Source organism: Acidobacteriota bacterium (assembly GCA_020349885.1).
Classification (GTDB): Bacteria; Acidobacteriota.
The window spans coordinates 1,894,849-1,910,238 of the sequence record CP070701.1 but is presented as its reverse complement, the minus strand read 5'-3'; the positions used below and the strand labels follow the sequence as shown (position 1 = coordinate 1,910,238).

Sequence of the window (15,390 nt, the reverse complement as noted above, 5' to 3'; positions counted from 1 at the left end):
GAGGTGCGCCTTGGCCAAGTCCGGCTTCAGCAGTATCGCATGCTTGTAGGCTTCAATCGCTTCGGCATGGCGGTCTAACTTAGTGTAGGCAAAGCCCAGGTTGCTGTGCGCCTCGGCCATGTCCGGTTTTAACCGTATCGCTTGCTTGAAAGCTTCAATCGCTTCGGCGTTGCGGCCTAACTTACTGTAGGCGAAGCCCAGGTTGTAGTGCGTATCGGCATTATACGGATCGAACCGTATTGACTGCTTGTAGGCTTCGACCGCTTCGGCGTAGCGGCCTAACTTACCGTAGGCGTTGCCCAGGCCGTAGTGTGCGTGGTGGTTGTAGGGATACGTCTTCACGGCGTCCTCCCATATGGTGGTGGGCATCTTCCAGGTTTGATTCCGCATAAAGGCCGTGACGGAAAAGACTCCTATGACGACCGCAAAGAGCGGCACGACGAGCTTCGAAAGAGCCTGCCCGCCGCTTGCCCCCATGTGTCGTGGGCTGGCCGGAGCCGACCGGAGACGGGCGCTCGCCTCTTGCGACTTCGTCGTGATAAGCCCTAGCAAGAACCCGACGGCCACCACGAACCCCACCGCCGGAAGATAGGTCCGGTGCTCGTTCACTGGGATGTTCAAAGGAAGGACGCTGGAGGTCGGAAGCAGGGTGATGAAATACCACAGGATGGCGAAACTCAGAAGACCCCAGCGCTCGCGCAGCTTCCAGGCCAGGAACAGGATGCCGCCGATGACAGAGAGCGAAACCCAAAACGCCGCGCTCAGCGTCATCTCCATGTCAAAGCCGTGGGAGATGCTCAGGCCCCGCGGAAACACCAAGAGCCGCAAGTAAAATGCCATAGCCTTGGTCTGGATAAGAAGGTTGTAAAAGACGCCGCGCGGTTCGTACATGGGCTTGAGGCCAACCGCGAAAACCAGAAAAATATGAAGCGCCGCAACCATCCAGTACGCCGCGTGGCGGCGAAACAGAGCCTTATAAGCTAAGGGTCTCGCGCCGGGATTAAGAACCAAGATGTCCAAGAGCACCAAGATGGCGGGAAGGGTAATCACTATTTCTTTGGTCAAAAGCCCCAGCACAAAGCAGCCGAGCGAGCCCGCGTAGAGAGCCGTCCGCCGCCGCGCCGGGGCGCTCCCCGAGTACCACACAAACAGCCACACGCCGGCCAGGAAAAACGTCGCCGCCATCGCGTTCGAGCGGCAGCTGATGTAGTTGACGCTCTCGGTGTTCAGGGGATGAACGGCAAACAAAAGCGCCGCAAAGAACGCCGCTGCCGTGTTTCCGAAAAGGCGCCCGTCCTCCGTCCCGCTCGAAGCGGGACTACGGAGGATGGACCGGAACACGGCAAAGACCAACAGGCCGTTAAGGATGTGAAAGACAAGGTTGAACACCCGGAACATCCTGGGGTCGTAGTCGTAGCCGCCGAGGGCGTAGCTGAGCGCGTAGGTGGAAAAGAGCACCGGGCGGTAGTGGCCCTTTTCGGCGCGGAGGCTGGTGGTTCGGGTGCTGGCGAAGAAAGAGGGGATGTTCTTGAGCTCTCGGACGTGGGGATTGTCGACGAGGCTGTGGAAATCGTCGTAGTGGAAGGCGTTATTCAGGGAATTGGCGTAGATGAGGAGAGGCAGTAGCACAAGAACGAGGGGAGCCCACCGCCCGAGCTTGGGCGCTTTGGCCGGAGCGCCCGTCCCGGACGGACGGGCGGCCCGCGCAAGCTTTTTCCGTCTTTTCTTTCCCATAGAAACGTGCTGCCGGTCGCGAAAGCAGGATAATCGCAGCAGGGGCGCCGCGTCAACGAATCAAGCGCTTACCTGTGCGCTGTACGCGAGGTCGCCGCGCGTCCCCGGCGGACGCCCTCACGGACTCTTCATGGCGGCATCGAGGTGTTTCCGCAAATCTTCTGGAAGATTAAAGCCGCGCTTTTTCATTTCCTGAAAGACGCCGCTCGCTTTGTCGGCCTCACGAAGATCGAGATAGATTCGCACAAGATCGTGATAAGGTCGTTCCACATTCGGATTTAGCGCGATGGTTTTCTCATAATAGGGCAGCGCCTTTTCATGCTGGCCCAGTTCGGAGTAAAGCATGCCGAGATTGAGGTATGGCCCAATGGCATCCGCGTCTGCCTTGATGGACAAAGTAAAATGCTTGATGGCGTTTTCATACTCATTCCTCGTCGCGAAGATGATGCCCAGCCCGTTGTGGGACTCGGCAAACGTTTTGCTATCTCCATATCGCGCAGCGAGCCGAAGCTCTTCCTCGGCCCGCTGCAGGTTGCCGATTTTTCCGTATACGTTGCCCAGGGCCGCGTGCGCAATGGCATGGTGCGGGTTCAGCGCGATGACTTTCTCGTAATAGGGCAGCGCCTTTTCATGCTGGCCCTGTTGGGAGTAAAGCATGCCGAGATTGAGGTGCGGCTCAATGGCGCGCGGATCCAGCTCGGCGGAAAGCGTATAGTGCTCGATGGCGCTTTCGTACTCTTTCCTCTTCGCGTAAATTATGCCCAGTTCGTTGTAGGGTTTCGCCAGCGCCTTACTGACCCCGCCGCGCCGAACCGCGAGCAGAAACTCCCGCTCCGCTTTTTCCAAATCTCCGAGCTTGCTGTATTCCAGGCCCAGGGTCTCGTGCGCGTGGGGGTTGTCGGGATACTTCTTAGCGGCATCCTTCCAGAGGGTAATGGCCGTCTTCCAGGTTTGATTCCGCGCAAAGACCGCGACGGAAAAGATTCCTACAACGACCGCAAAGAGCGGCACGGCGAGCTTCGAAAGAGCCTGCCCGAGACGCCCGAGCGTCGGGGCCGGCCGGAGACGGGCGCGCGTCTCTTTCGACTTCGTCGTGATGAGCCCGAACAAGAACGCTACGGCCACCGCGAACCCCACCCCCGGAAGATAGGTCCGGTGCTCGTTCACGGGGATGTGCAAGGCAATGACGCTGGAGGTCGGAAGCAGCGCGATGAAATACCACAGGATGGCGAAGCTGAGGAGGCCGCAGCGCCTGCGCAGCCTCCAGGTCAGGAACAGGCTGCCGCCGATGATAAACAGCGAAATCCAAAATGCCGCGCTCAGCGTACTCTCCATGTCAAAGCCGTGGGCGACGCTCAAGCCCCGGGGAAACACCAAAAGCCGCAAGTAAAATGCCATCGCCTTGGTCTGGACAAGGAGGTTGTAAAGGACGCCGTGCCGTTCGTACATGGGCTTGAGGCCGACCGCAAAAATCAGAAAAAGGTAAAATCCCGCAACCATCCAGAACGCCAGGTGACGGCGAAATAGAGTCTTGACGTCGAAGCTTGCTCCCTGCCCCGACAAGCTTGTCTGGGGCGCAAGCGAGATTTTGGCACCGCCCCCGGCGCCGTCGGGTCGGGGACTGAGAATCAAGATATCCAAGAGCATCAAAATGGCGGGAAGGGTAATCACGATTTCCTTGGTCAAAAGCCCCAGCCCAAAGCAGCCAAGCGAACCCGCATAGAAAGCCGTCCGCCGCCGCGTCGGGGCGCTTCCCGAGTATCCCACAAACAGCCCCACGCCGGCCAAGTAAAACGTCGTGGCCAGAACGTTCGAGCGACAGCTGATGTAGTTGACGCTCTCGGTGTTCAGAGGATGAACGGCAAACAAAAGCGCCGCATAGAACGCCACCGCCGTGTTTCCGGACACCCGCCGAAACACCGCAAAGAGCAAAAGGCCGTTCAGGATGTGAAGGATGAGGTTCGCAAGGCGGAAGACCGTGGGATCGTAATCGTAGCCGCCGAGGGCATAGCTTAGCGCGTAGGTCGAAAAGAGGACGGGGCGGTAGTGGCCCCTCTCGGCGTGGATGCTGGTGGTTCGGGCGCTGGTGAAAAAAGAGGGGATGTTTTCGAGCTTCCGGATGTGGGGATTGTCCACAAGGCTGTGGAAATCGTCGTAGTGGAAAGCGTTATTCAGGGAATTGGCGTAGATGAGGAGAGGCAGGACCACAAGAACGAGGGGGGCCCACCGCCCGAGCTTGGGCGCCTTGGCCGGAGCGCCCGTTCCGGACGGACGGTCGGCCCGCGCAAGCTTTTTCCGTTTTTTCTTTCCCATAGAAACGTGCTGCCGGTCGCGAAAGCAGAATAATCGCAACGGGGGCGCCGCGTCAACGAATCAGGCGCTTCTTTGCGCGCTGCACGCGAGGTCCGCCGCGCCTCCCCGGCGGACGCCCTCACGGAATAGGGGAAGAGGGCGGGGCATGTCAAATGGGGGGTGGCTGCTGGTTCTTTTAGGGTGTTTTTAGTGAAATTATTAGTAAATCAAATCAAACAATTTGTCGGCTCTTTCCTCGTCCAGCTCCTTCAAAATCTTGTATTCTTCGAGGGCGTCATCGCGACGATTTAATTTCGAGTAAGCGATACCCAGGTTGTAGTGCGCTTCGGCATAACCTGGTCTGAGCCGTATCGCCTGCTTGTAGGCTTCAACCTCTTCGGCGTAACGGCCTAACTTGCCGTAGGCGAAGCCCAGGTTGAGGTGCGCCTCGGCGTAACCTGGTCTGAGCCGTAGCGCCTGTTTGCAGGCTTCGATCATTTCGGCCCAACGTCCAAGGTTGCCGTAGGCACTGCCCAGGTTGTAGTACGCCTCGGCCAGGTCTGGTTTCAACCGTACCGTCTGCTTGAAAGCCTCGATCGCTTCGGCGTGACGGCCTAACTTGACGTAAGCGTTACCCAGGTTGTAGTGCGCCTCGGCCAGGTCTGGTTTCAACCGTGTCGCCTGCTTGTAGGCTTCGACCTCTTCGGCGTAACGGTCTATCTTGCCGTAGGCGAAGCCCAGGTTGAGGTGCGCCTCGGCATAGCCAGGTCTGAGCCGTAGCGCCTGTTTGCAGGCTTCGATCACTTCGGCCCAACGTCCCAGGTTGCCGTAGGCACTGCCCAGGTTGTAGTGCGCCTCGGCCAAGTCTGGTTTCAAACGTATCGCCTGCTTGTAGGCTTCGACCTCTTCGGCGTAGCGGCCTAACTTACCGTAGGCGAAGCCCAGGTTGAGGTGCGCCTCGGCGTAACCTGGTCTGAGCCGTATCGCCTGTTTGCAGGCTTCAATCGATTCGGTCCAACGTCCCAGATTGCCGTATACAACGCCCAGGGCCTCGTACGCGTGGGCATTGGACGGATACTTCTTCACGGCGTCCTTCCATATGGTGATGGGCGTCTTCCAGGCTTGATTCCGCGCGAAGACCGCGACGGAAAAAATTCCCACGACGACCGCAAAGAACGGCACGACGAACTTCGAAAGAGCTTGCCAGCGGCGCCCAAGCGTTGGGGCCTGCCCGCTGCTTGCCCCGATGTGTCGTGGGCTGGCCGGAGCCGGCTGGAGACGGGTGTGCGCCTCTTCCGACTTCGTCGTGATGAGTCCGAGCAGGAACGCTACGGTCACCACGAACCCCACCGCCGGAAGATAGGTCCGGTGCTCGTTCACCGGGATGGTCAAAGGAAGGATGCTGGAGGTCGGAAGCAGCGTGACGAAGTACCACAGGATGGCGAAGCTCAGGAGGCCCCAGCGCCCGCGCAGCTTCCAGGCCAGGAACAGGATGCCGCCGATGACAAACAGCGAAGCCCAAAACGCCGCGCTCATCACCCCCTCCATATCAAAGCCGTGGGAGATGCTCAGCCCCCGTGGAAACACCAAAAGCCGCAGGTAAAACACCATCGCCTTGGTCTGGATGATGAGGTTGGAAAGGACGTCGCGTCTTTCGTACACGGGCTTGAGGTCGACCGCGAAAATCAGAAAAAGATGAAGCCCCGCAATCATCCAGTACGCCGCGTGACGGCGAAACAGAGCCTTATAAGCAAAGGGCTTCGCGTCGGGAACAAGAATCAACATATCCAAAAGCATCAGGATGGCGGGAAGGGCAATCACGATTTCTTTGGTCAAAAGCCCCAGCACAAAGCAGCCAAGCGAGCACGCGTAGAGAGCCGTCCGCCGCCGTTCCGTGCCGCTTCCCGAGTATCCCAGGAACAACCACACGCTCGCTAGGTAAAACGTCGTCGCCAGCACGTTCGAGCGGCAGCTGATGTAGTTGATGCTCTCGGTGTTCAGAGGATGAACGGCAAACAAAAGCGCCCCGAAAAACGCCGCCGCCGTGTTTCCGAAAAGACGCCGGAACACGGCAAAGACCAACAGGCCGTTCAGGACGTGAAAGACAAGGTTGAACAACCGGAACATCCTGGGGTCGTATTCTCCCAGGGCATAGCTTAACGCGTAGGTCGAAAAGAGGACGGGGCGGTAGTGGCCCTTGTCGGTGCGGAGGCTGGTGGTTTGGACGCTGGTGAAGAAAGAGGGGATGTCTTCGAGCTTCCGGATGTGGGGATTGTCCACAAGGCTGTGGATGTCGTCATAGTGGAAAGCGTTGGGTAAGGAATTGGCGTAGATGAGGAGAGGCAGTAACACAAGAACGAGGGGAGCCCACCGCCCGAGTCTCTCTTTCGGCGGTGCTTCTCCCGACGGTGTCCGGACCCGTCCGGGCTTGGGTGCCTTGGCCGGAGCGCCCGGGCGGGCGGCCCGCGCAAGCTTTTTCGTGCTTCTCTTTCCCATAGAAACGCGCTGCCAAATTGCAAAAGCAGGATGATAATCGCAACGGGGGCGCCGTGTCAAGAGATCAGGCGCTTCCCTGTGTGCTGCACGCGAGGTCGCCACGCCTCCCCGGCGGACGCCTTCACGGATTCTCCGTGGCGGCTTCGAGGCGTTTCCGCAAATCTTCAGGAACATTAAAGCCGAGTTTCTCTGTGTCCTCGCACACAATCGGGGAATCGCCGGAGCCGCCTCGCTTGACATGCCACTCTGGGGTAAAATATAGTGTCGGCTTAACAATGAGGCGCGGTTAATTTACAAGCTGCATGCATGCAGCCGCGAGCAACACTTGGGAGGTAAGCAAGCAATGGCCAAAATCGCCAAGAATATTACTGAACTCGTGGGGAACACCCCACTGGTCAGGCTCGACCGCCTGGCCAAAGGCCTAGGGGCGGACGTTGTCGCAAAGCTCGAGTCGTTCAATCCTTGCGCCAGCGTCAAGGACCGGATCGGCCTCAGCATGATCGAGGCCGCCGAGCGTGATGGGCGCATCAAGAAGAAGGACACCGTCATCCTGGAGCCGACGAGCGGCAACACGGGAGTCGCGCTCGCGTTCGTCTGCGCGGCGAAGGGATACAAGTGCAAGCTGGTCATGCCGGAGACGATGAGCATGGAGCGGCGGAAGCTGCTGAAAATTTTCGGCGCCGAGCTGGTGCTGACGCCGGGTCCGGAGGGAATGCCGGGGGCCGTGCGCAAGGCCGAGGAGCTCGCGGCCTCCGACTCGAAGTATTTAATGCCGCAGCAGTTCAAGAACCCGGCGAACCCCGAGGTCCACCGCAAGACGACCGCAGAGGAGATCTGGAACGACACCGACGGCAAGGTGGATGTGCTCGTCGCGGGCGTCGGGACGGGCGGCACCATCACCGGCGTGGCGGAGGTCGTCAAGCCGCGCAAGCCGTCGTTTCGGGCCGTCGCGGTCGAGCCTGTTGACTCCCCGGTGCTTTCCGGCGGCAAGCCGGGGCCGCACAAGATTCAGGGAATCGGGGCCGGCTTCGTTCCCGACGTTCTGCGCATGGACCTTGTGGACGAGGTCGTGAAAGTCAGCAACGAGGACGCGGGCACCGTGGCGCGGTCGCTCGCCCTCGAGGAAGGGATTCTCGCGGGCATCTCCGCGGGGGCGAACGTTTGGGCGGCCCTCGAGGTGGCCCAGCGGCCCGAGAGCAAGGGCAAGATGATTGTCGTCATCGTGCCGGACACGGGCGAGCGGTACCTGAGCACATGGTTGTTTGAGAGCGGGGCCGCTCAATCTTCCTCCATCTGACGTACGTTACCGCAGGGAAAGCCCTCGATGGCCAAGCGCGCTCCGTCAAAGACAAAAACCGCCCGTTCCTCGAAGAGCGCTTCCCCCTCGAGCGCGGCGGAGGAAAATGCGTTCGCCTCGGTCGTGGACGCCCTCTGCGGCACGGAAGGCGGTGCGGGATCGGCGGACGTGCTGCTTCCGTCGCGCGACGTCGTCATTCGAATCGTCGAAAACCTCCGCTCGGTTTTTTTCCCCGGCTACTTCCAGGCCGCGCCGGAGCGCCTCGACTCGGAGCTGAAAGAGGGCCTGCGCTTCCACGTGGGCGCCGTCCTGGACAGGGTTCGGCGCGACCTGAAAGAGCAAATCGGCCGCGCCTTGCGCTTCGTGGACAGCAGGAAGGGCGCGCCCGGGAAAAAGCGTGCGTCCGACTACGATGAGCGCGCCTCGTCCCTCAGCAAGGCTTTCCTTTCCAGGCTTCCGGAAGTGCGGCGGGTCCTGGCCACGGACGTGCAGGCGGCCTACGAGGGCGACCCGGCGGCGACCAGCCCGGACGAGGCCATCTTCTGCTACCCGGGCATCGTGGCGATTACCCACCACCGCATCGCGCACGAGCTCTACCTTCTCGAAGTGCCGCTTCTTTCCCGGATCATCGGCGAGCATGCCCACAGCATCACGGGCATCGACATCCATCCCGGGGCCGCGATCGGAGAGAGCTTCTTTATCGACCACGGCACCGGCGTGGTCATCGGAGAAACCAGCGTCATCGGAAACCGCGTGCGAATCTACCAGGGGGTAACCCTGGGGGCCAAGAGCTTTCCCAAGGACGAGAAGGGGAGACTCGTCAAGGGAATTCCGAGGCACCCGGTGGTCGAGGACGACGTTATCATTTACGCCGAGGCGACGATTCTGGGGCGGGTGGTCATCGGCCGCGGCTCGATCATCGGAGGAAACGTCTGGCTGACGCGCAGCGTTCCGCCCGGGAGCCGCGTGACCCAGGCCCAGGCGCAGGAGGAAAGCTTCAAGGGCGGGGCCGGAATATAGGCCGCCATGACGGCGGCGCAGCTTTCTCCGTTCGACGACTCGGAGGTGCAGCGTATCAGCCGTTTCCCGATATTCGCCTCCCTGTCGCGAGGCGAGCGGGTTTTTCGAGGGGAAGGGGAAGCGTCTGCGGATACCGCCCGAGTCGCTCGGTAGCGGCTCCGCCTAGGACGCGGCGGGGGGATGGGGCCCCGGCGGCTGCTTTAGAGGCGGTTTATCCCCTCGTCCTTGCAGTCGGTCGGTGAAAAATCCACGCCGCCCCGGACCGTCATGGACAATTCGATACGCCGAGAACTCGCGCCAGGACCTGATAATACCTTGAAACCCTGCCAGCTTCCGCGTCAGTGAACGTCGTCACCCCGGGGAGTACCGTTCCAATCTCCTGCGATTGCGCCAGACCCGGATTGGGCGACCGCAACACTGCATACTCGTCGGCGTTCACCACCGGATCCCAATCGAGCACTACTTCATTGGAAGCGTTCAGCGAGAGCATTAAGTTCGGGACCTCGGCCTCCGAACCAGTCAGCGTGTCGCAATAAACGTAGTCCGCCACAGCGAACTGCGAGTCCGGATTCGTGACCCGCACTTCAACGCTTTGCTGGACGTCCGGAGGAGCGATTACCCGGATGATGCTCGAGCTGTCATGGGTGAAGGGCTGCGGGGCGCCGCCAAACGTCACCGTGCAGGCCGGATCGAAGCTGTTTCCATAAATGCGGACTTCGTTTCCTCCCGAGGAGGGCCCCATCGGGGGGGTAAGGGCGAGAAGGGAAGGAGGGCACGCCGCCGGGTTGCATACAAGCGGCTCTGTCACCATAACATTGTCCACGGCCCACCACCAGGAGGTGTAGTAGGTTGCCACCTGGTGGAATTCAAACTGGCAATCCGCGGCACCCGCGCACTGGGCGGTGGCGTCGAGCACGAAGGTTCCCGTCCCCGCCGCTGCGCAATCGCCCTCTAAGGAGCAGCCCTCGGAGAAATCACGCAGCGTGACCCAGGCGCCGCCCGTGAGCGAGCTCCGCACGTTCACGTCCGAGGACGTGGGCTCCGCGTAGTTGTAGTAGTCGCTGTCGAATTGGAGCGTGACCGTCGTCGCAGCCGACGTATCGATCACCGGCGAGATGAGCTCCTCGTTGTGGGTCGTCGCCCCGCCCGGGCAGTCGCTGTCGCATATGTAGTAGTTCGTCGGGAAGAGCCCCCTCACGCAATCCGCCGGGCAGCCCGAGCCGGCGCGCGTCCAGCCGATCTTGCTGCCGCCGTTGATGACCAGCCAGTTCCCCAGATTCGACGTTGGCGGGTCCGCGCAGTCATCGAAGGTCGTCAGGAGGAACTGCGTGAACTGGCCGACCTGCACCGGAGAAGGCGGAGAGGTGGAATTGGAGAGGAGATTTCCGAGGCCGTCTGCGTAGGTAAAATCCAGAGTGAAATCGATCGCCGTTCCGCAGGGCACGCTCGAATCCACGAGAAATTGGAATGTCGTGAGCGACGTTCCCGTGAGCCCTACGGAAATGTCCGGGAACGCGACCGTGCTCGTCGTAACCGTGATGCCCGGGGTTGTGGTCGAAAGCACTCCCTGGATATTGAGGGCGTCCGCGTCACCCGTGTTCTGCGCCGTAACGTTCAGCTCAGTCGTCTCGCCTGGGTCCGAAACACCGTCCGCGTTTCCGCAGTCGATGATAACGTCGCTGTCGTAATCCAAGGAGGGCGCGCACAAGGCGGCCGTGCTTGACAAGCTCCATGCCGCCGCCACGATAAGGAACAAGCCGTAAAGAGAGAGCCTTTTCTTGTGACTTTTCATGATGTTGTTTCCTCCTGTCGGAATGTCTCTTAATTTTCCGAAAAGTCTAGTCCCGATGCGTCACGGCAATGCCTCCGGTAGACTACCAGTGTATTCCTTAATTTTCAGTAATGTCAAGAGTTTTGTGAGAATTTTCCGAAAAAGCAAACCCCCTTGGGCCGGATGGCCGGCGGCGGTTTTTCCCCTTTAGGCCTAGGACGCGGCGGCGGGGGCGGCGTAGCGGGGTGCCTCGTCGAGGCGCACGCTAAGCACGTTCGAGACGCCCGGCTCCTCCATCGTGACGCCGTAGAGGGTGTCGGCGACGGCCATCGTGCGCTTGTTGTGCGTGATGCAGACGAACTGGACCTGGCCGGCGTTGTCGCGCAGGAGTTTTCCGAAGCGCTCGATGTTCGCGTCGTCCAGCGCCGCGTCCACCTCGTCGAGGATGCAGAAGGGCGAGGGCTTGTACTCGAAGGCCGCGAAAAGAAACGCGATGGCCGAAAGCGCCTTCTCGCCGCCCGAGAGAAGCTCGATGCTCTGCAGCTTCTTGCCCGGCGGCTGGGCGATGATCTCGAGGCCGCCGTTAAGGAAATCGTCCTCGGGGACGAGGCGCAGGTCTCCCATGCCGCCCTCGAAGAGGCGCGCGAAGACGCGCTGGAAGTTTCCGCGAACGGCCTCGAAGGCTTCTTTGAAGCGCCGGCTCGAGGTGGCGTCCAGGTCGCGAATCGTCTCCTCCAGAGAGGCCACGGATTTGAGGATGTCGTCCCGCTGTGCGGTCAGGAACGTCCAGCGCTCCTCGACTTCCTTGAATTCCTCGATGGCGAGAAGATTGACGGCGCCCAGTCGCCGCAGCTTCCCCTCATCGGCTTCGAGCGTTTCCTCTACTTCCTCGAGCGGCCTGGCGCGCTCTTCGTCGCCGAGTGACGAGTCCAGGGCCTCTCTGCTCTCGTCGGGGAAATCCTCCGCCGCGCGCTCGCTAAGATGCTCCAGGCTGCGCCGGAGCTCCGCGCGGCGCACCTCGGCCTTCGTCAGGGTGTCCTTGAACGCTTCGTACGCATGGTGCTCGGAGTTGAGGTTTTTTTCGATGTCGGCAAGCGAGCCTTCTTCCCGGGTCCGCTTCTCCATGCGGCCGCGGTAGTCGCCCGCGGTCTTGTCCTTCTCGCGAAGCAGGCCCTCGAGGCGCCGCCGCATCTCTTCCGTTTCTTCTTCCGTCTGTGTTTTGCGCTCCGCGAGCGTTTGAAGCTCCTGTTCCAATTTCCGGCGCTGGCGTTCGAGCTCCTCGAGGGCGTCGTGCGCGGCTTTCGCGGACACCTCGAGCGTGTGAAGGCGCTCGCGCTCCCGTGCAAGCGCTTCGCGCGTCCGCGTGTGCTCCTCAAAAACGTCCTCCTGCCTCCCTTCGAGCTCGCGCTCGCGCTCGGACAGGCGCTCGCTTTCGAGGCGAAGCGCCTCTTCTTCCTTTTCGGCTTCCGAGAGCCCGCCGGCCACCTCCTCGCGTCGTCGGCCGCACGCGGCGGCCTCCTCTTCCAGGCGGCGCTTTTCCTGCTCGAGCGCCTCGCACTTGCGCTCCCATGCGGCCAGGCTCTCCCCCACGGCCCCGGCGCGCCCTTCGAGGGTTTTCACATCCTGCGCAAGGCGTTGCGCCTCGCCTTCGCACGCGGTACGCCGGCTCTGCGCTTCGTCGATGCGTTTCTCCAGCTCGGCCAGGGACCGCTCAAGCTGCTCCGCGTCCCCGCGCGCGCCCTCCTCGCGTCCCCGGAGTTCCTCGAGCTCTCTCTGGCGCGAGAGGATTCCTCTGCCGCCGCGCCCGACGCGGACGAATCCCCCGGCGTCGAGCACTTCGCCCGCGGCGGTCACGAACGGCACGCTCGGGTGCGAGGCGCGGAGCGCTCTGGCCTCCTCGAGCGTCTCGACGAGGGCCGCGTCTGGAAGCGCCTCGACGAGCGGCCTCCACCGCCTCTTCTTGGCCGACACTCGGCCGCGCAGGGAGGACAAGCCTTCGGGCACCGGGGGGAGCGGGGCGGAGGCCGCGGGGGTTACGAGGATGGCTGCGGCGCCGAGGGCGCGCGCCTGCTCGACGGACTCTTGAAATTTTTTCTCGTCCGCGAGGACGAGGCCTTCCAGACGCCCGCCCCAAAACGCCTCGGCCGCCCGCTCGAGGTCTTCGGGGATGGTTAAAACGTCGGCAAGCTTGCCCGCGGCGCGCTCCAACAGAGGCTTCAGGGGTTCGAGGACGCGGGCTTCCTCCTCTTCCACGTAGGCGCGGCGGATGGAAATCTCTTGAAGTGACTCGCGCAAAGCACGAAGGCGCTCGTGCATGTCCTCGCGCTCCCGGCGGAGCGAGTCAAGCGCCTCTTGAAATTTTTCCACCTCCTCCTTCCATTTTCGGTGCTCCTTCTCCGTCCGGTCCCGCTCGGCCGCGAGGGCGCCGTGGGATTCGCGCATGCGGTCGCGCTCCGCGAGTGCTTCCCCGGTCTCGCGGCTCAACCGCGCGAGCACATGCGCTACGCGGCGCTCGTCCTCGTCGAGGCGCGCCGTCTCGTTTCTGAGCGACGTGACGCGGTCGAGGAGCGCGAGGCGCTTGGCCTCCGCCTCTTCGATCGCGGCGGCGGTCTCCTGCGCTTCGCGGCGCGCGGCCTCCACCCGCGCGTGGGCCGAGTCGGCGGCGCTCTGGGCGCGGTCGAAAATTTCTCGAAACTCCCCGAGCTGCTTCGCTTCCGCCTCGGAGGCCGCCCGCGCCTCGGCGACCCGCTTTTCAAAAACCGCCTGCTCCGCCCCGGCTTCCTCGCGCCGCTTGGAAAACTCTTCGAGGCGTGCCTCGTTGTGGCGGATGCCCAGGTCCGTGCGCTCGATGTCGAGCGCGACGCGCTCCGCCGCATCGCGGAGCGCCCGCACCTCCTCTTGCTCCTTCGCAAGGGCCGCGCGCCGGGCCTCGAGGTCGGCCTCGAGCGCCGTAATGCGCCGCAGGGTTTCGGCGTCTTTCTGCTTCAGCGCCTCCCACGCGGCGTCGGCTTCCCCGTACTGGGTCTCGATCACGGCGCGCTTCCGGACGTAGAGAACGCGCTTGAGGGCGAGGACGCTCGCGCTCAGCTCCTGGTGGCGGCGGGCGCGACCGGCCTGAATCTTCAGGGTGGTCATGCGCTTTTCCATCTCCTGCCGAATGTCCTCCACGCGGGCGAGGTTGTCGCGGGCGGCCTGGAGCTTGAGCTCCGTTTGGTGGCGCTTGAGCTTGAACTGGCCGATGCGGGCGGCCTGCTCGAGCACGGCGCGCCGCTCCTCGGGCTTCGCGGAAAGAATCTCGTCAACGCGCCCCTGCTCGATGATGGAGTAGGCCTCCTCGCTCACGCCTTCCGAGGCGAGGAAATCGCGGATATCCTGAAGACGCGTGCGGCGGCCGCCCAGGGTATACTCGGCCTCGCCGTCGCGAAAGACCCGGCGTGCGATTCCCACCTCCTCGCGCGCGCCGCCGCTCGCCGACAGGCGCTCCAGCGTCAGGACCGCCTCGGCCATGCCAAGCGGCGGGCGGCGTTCCGTGCCTCCGAAAATAATGTCGCTCATGCGGGCGCTCCGCAGGCTCTTGGCGCTCTGCTTGCCCAGGACCCATGCGATGGCGTCCACGACGTTCGACTTTCCACACCCGTTCGGGCCGACGATCGCGGTCACGCCGGCGTCGAACCGGAACTGTATCACCTCGGGAAAGGACTTGAAGCCGCTGAGGCTGAGCTTGGTCAGTTTAAGCATTTTGCCCTGTGCTGCGAGGCGCTATTATTGCACAACATCTCCCATGCCGCAACCGCCGGGCGGGCCTTCGGAGCCCCTTCGGGTTGCTTGAGAGTTGGGATGGAGCTATACTTTATATCTTACAAACTCGGTAGAGGAAAGATGAAACCCGGATCCTTCGTTGTGGTGTATCTGGTGAATCCCAAGGAGCGTTATTGGGGTGCGCTGCAGGATATCACGCCTGCGGGGACAACCCTGCGCGGCCTGGACATTGCCTCGTTTGACGATTGGTGCCGGCAGGTCGCGGCGCGCGCCGAGGCGGCTATCGGTCTGACCACCGTGTTTTTTCCGATACTGAGAATCGAAAAGATTATTCTTGACGAAGCGAGCGGCGGCGGCCGTTCCATGCAGCAGACATTCGAGCAGATTGTGGGCTCGTCCGTGAAGGAGTTTCTCTCTCTGTGACTATGCTCGCCAAGTGTCCCCAGTGCGACGCGTCCTGGCGCGTGCGCGGCATCGACGACGGCAAGCGGATCGCGTGCCCGTTCTGCACGTTCTCGTTCTCGTTCCACCCGCTGCCGGGCTCCACCGTAAGCATTCCCCGCGAGGATCTTCCCCAGGGCGAAAGCACCCTGGCGGGGGAGGACACGGTCCCCGCCGAAACGGGAGAGGAAAACCTCCTGGGCGTTCTCGAGCTCCCCGCCCATCTGCGAATCACGCTTCATGTGCTGAACGGCACCCGGCAGGGCGAGACGCTGGAAGTTACGAAGAGCCGCATCACGCTCGGCCGCGGGGCGGGGGACATCGATCTTCGGGACCTCCAGATTTCGCGCAAGCACGCCGTGCTCGAAGTCTACGGCGACCGCTACCTCCTTCTGCGGGACCTGGCTTCCACGAACGGCACCTTTGTGAACGACATGCTTGTCTCCCAGGCCAAGGTCGAGCATGGAGACACGCTTCGACTCGGCTACACGGCGATACGCCTCGACATCGAGCGGCGCGGGTCGTAATTGTGAGGAGCCCATCCCCGACGCAAGGGCGTCGGGGCTCTGCGACGAAGCAA

General features: G+C 62.2%; 9 protein-coding genes. 4 read left to right on the top strand and 5 right to left on the bottom strand.

Going from position 1 to position 15,390, the window contains the following annotated elements:
- The 3 genes from JSV08_08170 to JSV08_08160 all read right to left on the bottom strand — a co-directional run.
- The coding region (locus tag JSV08_08170; protein UCF80473.1) for a tetratricopeptide repeat protein at positions 1-1,734 on the bottom strand (1,734 nt) is incomplete at its 3' end.
- Between the two features lie 117 nt (positions 1,735-1,851).
- A complete protein-coding gene (locus JSV08_08165) occupies positions 1,852-4,047 on the bottom strand; it encodes a tetratricopeptide repeat protein (GenBank protein UCF80472.1) in 2,196 nt (731 codons plus the stop codon).
- A gap of 198 nt (positions 4,048-4,245) precedes the next feature.
- Positions 4,246-6,378, bottom strand: a complete 2,133-nt coding sequence (locus tag JSV08_08160) for a tetratricopeptide repeat protein (GenBank protein ID UCF80471.1) — start codon at positions 6,376-6,378, stop codon at positions 4,246-4,248.
- A gap of 487 nt (positions 6,379-6,865) precedes the next feature.
- Between JSV08_08160 and cysK the strand changes: the two genes are divergently transcribed.
- Both cysK and JSV08_08150 read left to right on the top strand, forming a co-directional pair.
- Positions 6,866-7,819: a cysteine synthase A gene (gene cysK / locus JSV08_08155; protein UCF80470.1), complete on the top strand. Its 954-nt coding sequence runs from the start codon at positions 6,866-6,868 to the stop codon at positions 7,817-7,819.
- A 27-nt stretch (positions 7,820-7,846) separates the two neighbouring features.
- The gene (locus JSV08_08150; GenBank protein UCF80469.1) at positions 7,847-8,839 is read left to right on the top strand and encodes a serine acetyltransferase; all 993 of its coding nucleotides are present in this window, start codon (positions 7,847-7,849) and stop codon (positions 8,837-8,839) included.
- Positions 8,840-9,104: 265 nt separating this feature from the next.
- On the opposite strand, the gene JSV08_08145 is transcribed toward JSV08_08150, so the two are convergent.
- Together JSV08_08145 and smc are read right to left on the bottom strand one after the other, a co-directional pair.
- Positions 9,105-10,631, bottom strand: a complete 1,527-nt coding sequence (locus JSV08_08145) for an IPT/TIG domain-containing protein (protein ID UCF80468.1) — start codon at positions 10,629-10,631, stop codon at positions 9,105-9,107.
- 192 nt (positions 10,632-10,823) lie between these two features.
- Positions 10,824-14,348 carry a chromosome segregation protein SMC gene (gene smc / locus JSV08_08140; protein UCF80467.1) on the bottom strand — a complete coding sequence of 1,175 codons (3,525 nt, stop codon included), beginning with the start codon at positions 14,346-14,348 and terminating at the stop codon, positions 10,824-10,826.
- A 141-nt stretch (positions 14,349-14,489) separates the two neighbouring features.
- Between smc and JSV08_08135 the strand changes: the two genes are divergently transcribed.
- Both JSV08_08135 and JSV08_08130 read left to right on the top strand, forming a co-directional pair.
- The gene (locus JSV08_08135; protein ID UCF80466.1) at positions 14,490-14,792 is read left to right on the top strand and encodes a hypothetical protein; all 303 of its coding nucleotides are present in this window, start codon (positions 14,490-14,492) and stop codon (positions 14,790-14,792) included.
- Positions 14,789-15,337 carry an FHA domain-containing protein gene (locus tag JSV08_08130; GenBank protein ID UCF80465.1) on the top strand — a complete coding sequence of 183 codons (549 nt, stop codon included), beginning with the start codon at positions 14,789-14,791 and terminating at the stop codon, positions 15,335-15,337. Before JSV08_08135 ends, JSV08_08130 begins: the two co-directional genes overlap by 4 nt.
- The last annotated feature ends 53 nt before the right edge of the window (positions 15,338-15,390 follow it).

What these genes read in the sequence shown, in the direction of transcription:
- JSV08_08165 (UCF80472.1), bottom strand. Translation starts at nt 4,047, where the DNA reads ATGGGAAAGAAAAAACGGAAAAAGCTTGCGCGGGCCGACCGTCCGTCC.
- cysK (UCF80470.1), top strand. Translation starts at nt 6,866, where the DNA reads ATGGCCAAAATCGCCAAGAATATTACTGAACTCGTGGGGAACACCCCA.
- JSV08_08150 (UCF80469.1), top strand. Translation starts at nt 7,847, where the DNA reads ATGGCCAAGCGCGCTCCGTCAAAGACAAAAACCGCCCGTTCCTCGAAG.
- JSV08_08145 (UCF80468.1), bottom strand. Translation starts at nt 10,631, where the DNA reads ATGAAAAGTCACAAGAAAAGGCTCTCTCTTTACGGCTTGTTCCTTATC.
- smc (UCF80467.1), bottom strand. Translation starts at nt 14,348, where the DNA reads ATGCTTAAACTGACCAAGCTCAGCCTCAGCGGCTTCAAGTCCTTTCCC.
- JSV08_08135 (UCF80466.1), top strand. Translation starts at nt 14,490, where the DNA reads ATGAAACCCGGATCCTTCGTTGTGGTGTATCTGGTGAATCCCAAGGAG.